The sequence below is a fragment of the Plantibacter sp. CFBP 13570 genome (assembly GCF_014841395.1).
Taxonomy (GTDB): Bacteria; Actinomycetota; Actinomycetes; order Actinomycetales; family Microbacteriaceae; genus Plantibacter; species Plantibacter auratus.
The window spans coordinates 32,972-42,093 of sequence record NZ_JACYTW010000034.1; the positions used below are offsets into that span (position 1 = coordinate 32,972).

7 protein-coding genes and 1 pseudogene are annotated in these 9,122 nt (G+C 68.8%); 5 read left to right on the top strand and 3 right to left on the bottom strand.

The window, feature by feature from the left end; translation table 11 throughout:
• Nucleotides 1-126 precede the first annotated feature (126 nt).
• From IFT89_RS12485 to IFT89_RS12495, 3 genes are read left to right on the top strand one after another with little or no spacing between them, the layout of a single operon-like run.
• Nucleotides 127-1,278, top strand: a complete 1,152-nt coding sequence (locus IFT89_RS12485; RefSeq protein WP_162852290.1) for a DUF1972 domain-containing protein — start codon at nt 127-129, stop codon at nt 1,276-1,278.
• On the top strand, nt 1,271-2,413 hold the full coding sequence (locus IFT89_RS12490; RefSeq protein WP_202939102.1) for a Gfo/Idh/MocA family protein: 1,143 nt from the start codon (nt 1,271-1,273) through the stop codon (nt 2,411-2,413). Before IFT89_RS12485 ends, IFT89_RS12490 begins: the two co-directional genes overlap by 8 nt.
• Nucleotides 2,398-3,309, top strand: a complete 912-nt coding sequence (locus IFT89_RS12495; protein ID WP_202939103.1) for a hypothetical protein — start codon at nt 2,398-2,400, stop codon at nt 3,307-3,309. Before IFT89_RS12490 ends, IFT89_RS12495 begins: the two co-directional genes overlap by 16 nt.
• Before the next feature lie 91 nt (nt 3,310-3,400).
• On the opposite strand, the gene IFT89_RS12500 is transcribed toward IFT89_RS12495, so the two are convergent.
• The 3 genes from IFT89_RS12500 to IFT89_RS12510 form a co-directional block, all read right to left on the bottom strand.
• Entirely contained in the window at nt 3,401-4,612 is a 1,212-nt protein-coding gene (locus tag IFT89_RS12500) for a glycosyltransferase family 4 protein (protein ID WP_191940543.1), read from the bottom strand.
• Nucleotides 4,609-5,403 (bottom strand): CDP-alcohol phosphatidyltransferase family protein, encoded by a 795-nt coding sequence (locus IFT89_RS12505; RefSeq protein WP_138946426.1) that lies wholly within the window; start codon nt 5,401-5,403, stop codon nt 4,609-4,611. The genes IFT89_RS12500 and IFT89_RS12505 overlap by 4 nt, the downstream gene beginning before the upstream one ends.
• A 415-nt stretch (nt 5,404-5,818) precedes the next feature.
• A complete protein-coding gene (locus tag IFT89_RS12510) occupies nt 5,819-7,351 on the bottom strand; it encodes a sugar transferase (RefSeq protein WP_228501503.1) in 1,533 nt (510 codons plus the stop codon).
• A gap of 486 nt (nt 7,352-7,837) precedes the next feature.
• Between IFT89_RS12510 and IFT89_RS12515 the strand changes: the two genes are divergently transcribed.
• Together IFT89_RS12515 and IFT89_RS12520 are read left to right on the top strand one after the other, a co-directional pair.
• On the top strand, nt 7,838-8,323 hold the full coding sequence (locus IFT89_RS12515; RefSeq protein WP_202939104.1) for a MarR family winged helix-turn-helix transcriptional regulator: 486 nt from the start codon (nt 7,838-7,840) through the stop codon (nt 8,321-8,323).
• A 426-nt stretch (nt 8,324-8,749) separates the two neighbouring features.
• Nucleotides 8,750-9,122: pseudogene (locus IFT89_RS12520) on the top strand (hypothetical protein); the annotation flags it as partial.

Genomic DNA, 9,122 nt, shown 5'->3' on the forward strand with positions numbered 1-9,122 from the left:
GTACGCAGGGCGCGATTTTCCCGTTTTCCGACGAATGTTGGGCGGTAGGCTCTTCAGCATTCCAGCCGAGACACGCTTCGTGTCCGCGCCGCCCGAACGGCGCCTGGAGCGATGAGGAGAAGCTCGATGGGGGACAACGCTGCACGGCGTCAGGAGCAGCCGACGGTTCGCATCCTCGGCACGCACGGGATCCCGGCGGCCTACGGAGGGTTCGAGACGGCAGCCGAGAACATCGCCGTCTTCCTCCGGGATCAGGGGTGGCGCGTCATCGTCTACTGCCAGTCCGACGGCCACGGGCCGATCGTCGAGGACGAGTGGCGCGGCATCGAACGCGTGACGATCCCCGTCGGTCCAGACGGGTGGAAGGGCACCTCGCTGTTCGACCTGAAGTCGATCAGACACGCCTCGCGGTTCGACGACGTCTGCCTCACGTTCGGCTACAACACCGCCGTCTTCAACGTCCTGCAGCGTCTCAAAGGCATCCCGAACGTCATCAACATGGACGGCATCGAATGGTCACGGGCGCGCTGGGGGTTCATGAAGCAGGCGATCCTCTACGTGAACGAACGCATCGCGTGCTGGGTCGGGAACACGCTCATCGCCGACCACCCCGAGATCGAGACCTACCTCGCGAAGAAGGCGAAGCGGTCGAAGCTGACGACGATCACCTACGGCGCACACCGTGTCGACTCGGCACCGGTCGCACCGCTGACGGCCCACGGGCTGACGCCGGGGGAGTACCTGACGCTGATCTGCCGCCCGATCCCGGAGAACACGATCCTGGAGCTCGTGCAGGCGTTCTCGGCCGAACGACGTGGCGTCACCCTCGCCGTCTTCGGCACCTACACCCCGGAGACGGACCCGTACCACCGCGCCGTCCTCGACGCCGCGAGTGACGAGGTCGCGTTCGTCGGGTCGGTCTACGACCCAGAGGAGCTCGCCGCCCTCCGATTCCACGCGCTCGGCTACCTCCACGGGCACACCGTGGGCGGCACGAACCCCTCGCTCGTCGAGGCGATGGCCGCCGGGAACGCCGTGATCGCCCACGACAACCCGTACAACCGATGGGTCGCCGGCGACGGCGCCCTCTACTTCACCACCGCCCGTGATGCCGCCGCACGGATCGGCGAGCTGCTCCAGAACCCCGCCCGCCGTGCCGCCCTGTCCTCCGCCGCGTCCGCGCGGCACGCCGAGGAGTTCACCTGGGAGCACGTCGCCGGCCAATACGAAACCGTCCTGCAGACCTACCTTGGAGGTGCACGTGTCGCACGTGTCTGAAACGAACGCCCCGGCCGCGGAAGTGCCCATCGAGACGGCCCGCGTGCGGGTCGGCGTGATCGGTCTCGGCAAGATGGGCCTCTCCCACCTCGCCATGATCAAGGCCCACCCGTGGGTGAGCGTCGACGCGGTCGTCGACTCGACCGGCTACATCCTCGACGTCCTCGGCAAGTACACCGGCCTCAAGACCTTCACCTCGGTGGACGAGATGCTGGCCTCGGTCGAGCTCGACGCGGTCATCATCGCGACGCCGACGAAGTTCCACGCACCCATGGTGAAGTCGGTGCTCGAGCGCGGTCTCCACATCTTCTGCGAGAAGCCGCTCAGCCTGAGCGCGGCCGACTCCGACGAGCTCGCCGCACTGGCCGAGCGTCGCGGCGTCGTGACCCAGGTCGGGTACCACAACCGCTTCGTGGGCGCGTTCCGCGAGGTCAAGCGTCTGCTCGACCTCGGTGCCATCGGTCGCGTCACGCACATCCAGGCGGAGGCCTACGGTCCCGTCGTGTTGAAGTCGCGCGGCTCGACCTGGCGGAGCAACCGCAACGAGGGCGGCGGCTGCCTCTACGACTACGCCGCCCACCCGGTCGACCTCCTCACCTGGTACGCCGGCGAGCCGATCGGCGTCGGCGGCACCGTCCTCGGCAGCGTGTTCTCCGAGCACACCGAGGACGAGGTCTTCTCGACTCTCTTCTTCGACGCCGGGGTCAGCGCGCAGCTCTCCGTCAACTGGTCGGACGAGTCCTACCGCAAGATGACCACGCAGATCACCATCACCGGGACCGCCGGTCGCATCCACGCCGACCGGCAGGAATGCCAGGTCTACCTGCGCGACACCGCGCCCGAGATCGAGGGCTACGAGACCGGCTGGAACGTCAAGTACACGACCGAACTCACCGACGAGGTCTGGTACTACCTGCGCGGCGAGGAGTACAGCGCCCAGCTGGACCACTTCGTCACCCGGGTCGTCGAGGGTGCCGTGCTGGGGACGAACTCCTTCACCAGCGCGGCCGCCACCGACCACGTCCTCGAACTCCTCACCATCGACGCGGCGGCAGGCCCGTCCACCCGAGCCGCGACGGCCGCACCCGCTCCCGTCGCGAAGAAGAAAGGCCTCCTCCCATGGCGACGAGCGTAGAGACCCAGACCGGCGCGGCCGCTGCCCCGAAGCTTCCCCGGCTCCTGTTCGGGGACAACCAGTTCTTCGGCGTCAACCACATGTCGGAGGAGAAGGCGCGCGCTCAGGCCATGCGCTTCCAGGACACCGGCGCGATCATGGACGTGCTCGACGTCGCGTACGACGAGGGAATCACCTCCTTCATGTGCACGACGCACGACCGGATCGCCGAGGTCGCGGAGCGGGTACGGCTCGACCCGACGCGATACGCCGACTTCACGTTCCAACCGTGCATGCCGTATGCGCACAAGTACGCGGACGCCGTCACGGAGAACGGCATGCTCGGTGCGCTCAAGCGCTTCCTGCCGGAAGAGGGCCTGATGAACGCCGCCCTGCGTGGCGGCAAGGCGTTCGCCACGAAGGACGTCGAGGGGATCATCACGCTGCTCATCGACGCCGAGATGGCGATGTTCCGCGGCGTCAAGACGCCGGTGATCTGGCTGCAGAACGTCGTCGTGGACCTCCTGCTCGGCCTCGGGTTCAAGGACGCGTTCGCCATCTTCGACCACCACGTGCGCACGAAGTACCACGCGCAGCCCGGGTTCATCACGATGAACCTGCCCCTGCTGCTCGACGCCCTGGACGAGGCCGGCCTCGAGAACCCGATCGTGTGCTCGAACATCAACAAGATCGGCTTCCGCATGTCGGGCGGTATCGAGGGGTACCAGCGGGTGCTCGAGGAGCGTCGGTTCCGTGCCGTCGCGATGTCCGTCTACGCGTCCGGCGCGATCCCGCCGCGCGAGGCGATCGAGTGGCTCTCCGAGCAGCCGAACATCGAGTCGATGGTGTTCGGGGCCTCCAGCCGGCAGAACATCCAGAGCACGCGCCGCCTGGTCGACGAGTTCTTCGGGGCCTGATCGGGCGCGGGCCCAGCTGACACGAGGAACGGCCCCTGGCATGCCAGGGGCCGTTCCTCGTGTCGTGGTCGGTGCGTCGGTGACCTCGCCGTCAGACGCGGACGCGCCGGACGGACTCGACCACCTGGATGATCTCGGATCGGTAGCGCTCCGGGGAGAACTGCTCCTGCGCCGAGCGGCGGGCCCGGTCGGCGATCCGTGCGCTCCGGTCCGGGTCGTCGAGGAGCTCGGCGACCGCTGCGGCCATGGCCTCGGCGTCACCCGCCGGCACGAGAAGACCGGTCACGCCGTCCTCGATGCTCTCCAGATGGCCGAGCGCTGCCGATGCGACGACGGGTCGCAGGGCCAGCTGGGCCTCGACCACGGCGTTGCCGAAGGGTTCCCGGAGCGAGGGGGCGACGACGAGGTGCGCGCGCTCCAGCGCCGGCCAGATCGGGGAGACGTAACCCGAGAAGGTGACCGCGCCACGGAGGTCCGGTTGGTCGGCACGGTCCCGGAGCTGCTGCTCGAACCACTCGTACCCCTCGAACGGCGTGCCCGCGATCTCGATCCGCACGTCGCGTCCGGCACGGCGCAGGATCCCGACTGCGTCGAGCGCGATGTCGGGCCCCTTCCGCGGGGAGAGCCTGGCCACGATCGCGAGTCGATGCGGTTCGGAGCCGATCGGCGCCGGCGTGGGGTCGACGTCGGGGCCGGCGACGCCGTTGAAGACGAGCCGGACCTTCCGGGCGAGTCCGGGCGCGGCCGTGGTGGTCGCCTCGACCGCCGCGCGGCTGATGACGATGAGCGCGTCGGCGAGGATCAGCGGTGAGTTCAGCGCGAACCGGACCAGCCTGCCGTCCGCGGTCTCCGCCTCGTGCACGTGGCAGACGACCGGTGTGCGCGTCAGGCGCGCGGCGAGGATCCACCACGGGAGCGTCACCGTGTTGACGTAGACCGCGGTCGGCGCGATCTCCTCGATGACCCTCCGCAGGAAGCGGACGGAGCGCAGGCCTTCCATCGCGAGCGAGGCGACGCCGCCCAGCGAGGCGTTGGCCCGCCGGAGGACGGGGAAGGGGACGAACCGGACCTCCGCGCCGCGGGCGAGCAACCTCGGGACCAGCTTGCCGTCGGCGGGGAGGGCGACGATCACCCGGTACCCGCGCCCGACGAACGCGCTGATGCTCTCGAGCATCTGCAGGTCCGAGCCGTAGACGTCACCCGACGGGTTCGCGATGAGGACCGTCTGACCGGCATCGGTGGCCGAGGTGCCGGCGAGCGCGTGAGCGTCCAGGGTGGTCTCCGATGCGTCGATGGCGGTCACCGGCCGAGCGCGACGGGCTGGCCGCCGGACGCGGTCCCGACCGAGCCGAGCCGCTCCATGTCACGGAACCACTTCACCGACGCGAGCAGCAGGTGGCCGGCGTTGGCGAGGAACATGAGGGTGTAGGCGGCGAAGAACACCTGCGGGGCACCCAGGAGCACGAAGATCAGGCAGAGGAAGCCGTAGTCGGTCGGGATGACGAGCAGCGAGCGCAGGATGGTGCTGTGGCCGTTCTCCGGAGCCGGGTCGGCGCCGTAGACGCGCTTGAGCTGCTCGTTGAGGATGATCGCGAAGAACGCGACGGCCGCCACGACGCAGTAGCCGATGGGGATGAGCAACAGCGCAGGGGTCGGCAGCTCGAAGAACCGGAACGCGCTGATGAGGACGGCGAGGTGGAGGGACGAGATCTTCGTCGCATCGATGACGTGGTCGAGCCACTCACCGGACGGTGATCCGCCGCCGCGCAGTCGTGCGACCTGGCCGTCGGCCGAGTCGAAGGCGTACCCGATCGCGAGACAGAGCCACACGCCGACACCGAGACCGATGCTCGGGGGCAGGGTCGCGAGCATGATGATGCCGCTGAACGTGAAGACCGCACTGATCACGGTGACCATGTTCGGCGTGAGACCGAGCTGGTACGCCGCCGCGGCGAGGTAGCGACCCGCCTTGCGGTTGACGTAGATCGAGTACGCCGGAGCGCCTCGCGTCCGCTTCTTCTGTGCACCGGCGAGACGGGCGACGATGTCGGAGTACCGCTCGGCGACTTCGGGGTCTTCCGTGGGCTGAGTCATGGGGGCAGTTCGGGTCATGCCGGTCCTTGTGTTCTCATGTGGGTGCTGCAGGCGATCGCTGATTCGGGTGAGCGGTCGTGAGCGGTCGGGCGACGAAGGCGCGCCCGGGTTCGGGTGTTCCGCGACCGGACGGGTGCCGGAGTGCGGGAATCGTGGCGGGGCGCGCACGGTGCCGGACGTGATGCGCCGACGGCTCGGGTAAGTCGTCGCTGCAGTGCGTCGCGGGCGGGTTCGGGTGTGCGGGTCTCGCCAGTGAGCAGCTGTGCGATCGAGCCGTTTTCGGGTGACTCGCCGTGCGACTGCGGGCGGTGATGGTGACGACTGTATCGAAGTGTTGCCCCCTCTGGAAGGGGATTTGTCCTCTTTTCGCAGGACACCCCTCGCTTTGGGGGCATCACCGACAGCAGTCCTGACATCAGTACGCGCCGACCGGTTTGAGCACGACCTTGACGGTCTGCCACATGATCATCAGGTCGCCCGTGATGGACCAGTTCTCGACGTAGTAGAGGTCCAGGCGGACGCTCTCCTCCCACGTCAGGTCGGAGCGCCCGGAGACCTGCCACATGCCGGTGAGGCCCGGCTTGATGTGCAGACGCCGGTGGACGTCCTTCTCGTACTCGGCGACCTCGCTCGCCAGCGGCGGCCGGGGCCCGACGAGACTCATGTCGCCGGTGAGGATGTTCCACAGCTGCGGCAACTCGTCGAGGGAGTACTTGCGCAGGATGCGACCGACGCGGGTGACGCGCGGGTCGTTCTTCATCTTGAAGAGCACGCCGTTGCCCTCGCTCTGCGCCATGAGGGCGGGGAGGACGGCTTCGGCGTCGGTGACCATGGATCGGAACTTGAACATCGTGAAGCGCTCACCGTTCCTGCCGACGCGTTCCTGCCGGAAGAGGACCGGGCCCGGGCTGTCGAGCCTGACGGCGAGGGCGACGAGGGCCAGCAGCGGCGAGATGAGGAGGATCCCGAGGCTCGTGAGCCCGACGTCGAGTGCGCGCTTCATGATGTGGTGACCGCCCTCGAACTGCGGGATCTCCACGTGGATGAGCGGCAGCTCCTCCACCGGGCGGAAGTGGATGCGGGGCCCGGCCACGTCGGTGAGTCGGGCCGCGAGCACGAGCTCGGTCGCCGTGCCCTCGAGGTCCCACCCGAGTCGGCGGACGTAGTCGCTGCCGCCGTCGACGGGGCCGGCGATGATGACCGCGTCGGCGGTGAGGTTCGCGGCGGCCTGGGCGACGCCGTCGATGTGCGCGATGACCGGGACGGAGGTTCCCCGGCTCGAGAACGGCTCGGCCGTCTCCTGGTCGACCACGGCCGCACCGACGACGGTGTAGCTCATGCTGTGCTGCTTGGCGACCTGTTCGAGGACGTACGCGACGTCGTCACGCCGGCCGACGACGACCGTCCGTGCGGTGTACTCACCGACGCGACGACGGCTGAGCAGCCATCTGCGCCACATCCAGCGGGAGGCGAGGAGCGCGAGTGTCCCCGCGGGGAGCGCGAGGATGAAGTAGCCCCGGGCGATGTCGATCTTCAGGATCAGGAAGACGATGGCGAGGATGCCGAAGGCGAACGCGCTCGCGTTGACGACGCGCTTGTACTCGGCGACACCGGAACCGATGATGCGGCTGTCCCGGGTCCTGGTGAAGCCGAGGAAGGCGAGCCACACGAGCACGATGACGCCCGACAGCAGGATGTAGAGCTGCTGGGCCTCGGGGCCGACCGGGTCGTCGCCGAACCGCACGACGAAGGCGGCTGAGACGGCGAAGAGTGCGATGACGCTGTCGGTGAGGATGAGCCAGCGACGGTAGCGCTTCGACCACTCGCGCTGCGTCATGGACTTGACCGCGACGGTGGAGGACTCCGCGCCGAGCGCAGCAGCTCGGCGTCGGACGAGTGCGATGGGTCCCGTGATCGGGAAGGCGTTGTCGTTCACGTCGGCGCTCATGCTCGGGTCGACCCTTCGGAGCGGAACTGGGCGAACGCCGCGCTTCGGGTGCGCGGACGGATCTGTCGGGAGGACCGACGGCGGTTCGGGTACGTCGTCATTGGGTTGCTATCCACTTGTGGGGTTCGGGTGCGGTTCGGGTGCGCGATGCGCAAGGGCGGTTCGGGCCGCCCGCGGAGAACGCGACGTCGCTCGTGTGCCCACGACCGACCGGTGAAACCGGTCGAGATGAGCGTCCCCCTTGGATATCCCTCAACTGTAGGAAGCGGGGGTCATCGGCGGATCCCCCACTCCAGGGGGGTCGCCGCCCCCAATGCTGGGGGTGTGGGGGTCCTTCGACGCGCGATTCCGTCGTCATCGGCCGAGATGACGACGGACCTCGTCGGTCGCTCTCGTCGCCGCCCGGTGGGGGACAGCACGGTCCGCCGACGTCACGCCGGTGGTGGGTGGCGGCTCGGCCGTACGCTCAGCGACTACATTGGTGCCATGGATGGAGCGCGCGCGACCGATGGCGTGATCGCCGACGCCGCCCGCGATCCCATGGCCGATTGGCCCACCGGGCGCCTCCTCTCCACGGCGTCGCGACTGATCGAGCACACCTGGCAGCAGGCCCTCGACGGCATCGGGGTGACCCACGCCGGTCTCATCGTGCTGCACCTGCTCGACAGTGGCCCCGCCAGCCAGAAGGAGCTCGCCCGGCGAGCCCGCGTGCAGAACCAGACGATGTCGCGCACGCTCGACCGACTGGAGCGGGCCGGCCACATCGAGCGCATCGCCGCGGCCGACGACCGTCGTCGTCACGTGGTGAGCCGGACGCTCGCGGGCGATGAGGCCTGGCTGGCCGCACACCGGCTCGAGGCCGACGTCTTCCCCGAACTTCCCGACGAGTCGGCGTTGCGGTCGCAGCTGCTTGCGATCATCCGTTCGGGCGAGTCCTCCCGTTGGTCACCCGAGGACGTCGAACCCGCCTGACCCGCCTGCCGGGCCGCCCTTCGACAGGCTCAGGGACCGTTCCAGGTCCGGGTGCACCTCTCCCGGTCGCTGAGCTTGTCGAAGCGCCCACGGGGAACCTCCGTGATGCGAGGGTGTCCGGCCGGGGCGGCTCTTCGACAGGCTCAGGGACCGTTCCAGGTCCGGGTGCACCTCTCCCGGTCGCTGAGCTTGTCGAAGCGCCCACGGGGAACCTCCATGATGCGAGGGCTTCCGGCCTGGGTGGCCCTTCGGGTGTCTGCTCAGGGGCTGATCTGCGCGCGCCCGTGCCCCGTCCGGGGGGATTCGAGCTGGTGCTCCGAGACGAGAGTGGCTAGTGTGATCAAAGTTTCTATTGTGACTGTTGTGACAGGATGACGGCCGCGACCCGCCGAGGTCGCCGTGATCGTGTCGTCGGACTGGAGAATGATGACCCCCGCACGAACGCCCGGTGCGCAGTACGGCCGCCGCCGTCCCTGGCTGGCGATGGCCCTGTCCGTCGGCGTCGTCACCGCATCACTCACCGTCGGTGCCCTGCCCGCCCACGCGGACGACTACCCGAGCTGGGCCGATGTCGAAGCGGCCAAGTCGAGTGAGTCCGCGAAGGCCGCTGAGATCACGAACATCACCGCGCTCATCACCTCGCTGCAGGAGCAGTCCGACGCCGCGTTCCGCACGGCGCAGATCGCCGCGGAGGCCTACCGTCAGGCGCAGGACGCCGTGACGGAGGCGACCGCCCGCGAGTCGGCGCTGCGCGAGCAGGCCGAGGCCGCTGCGGCCGCCGCCAAGGTCTCGAAGCAGC

What these genes read in the sequence shown, in the direction of transcription:
- IFT89_RS12485 (WP_162852290.1), top strand. Translation starts at nt 127, where the DNA reads ATGGGGGACAACGCTGCACGGCGTCAGGAGCAGCCGACGGTTCGCATC.
- IFT89_RS12495 (WP_202939103.1), top strand. Translation starts at nt 2,398, where the DNA reads ATGGCGACGAGCGTAGAGACCCAGACCGGCGCGGCCGCTGCCCCGAAG.
- IFT89_RS12505 (WP_138946426.1), bottom strand. Translation starts at nt 5,403, where the DNA reads ATGACTCAGCCCACGGAAGACCCCGAAGTCGCCGAGCGGTACTCCGAC.
- IFT89_RS12510 (WP_228501503.1), bottom strand. Translation starts at nt 7,351, where the DNA reads ATGAGCGCCGACGTGAACGACAACGCCTTCCCGATCACGGGACCCATC.
- IFT89_RS12515 (WP_202939104.1), top strand. Translation starts at nt 7,838, where the DNA reads ATGGATGGAGCGCGCGCGACCGATGGCGTGATCGCCGACGCCGCCCGC.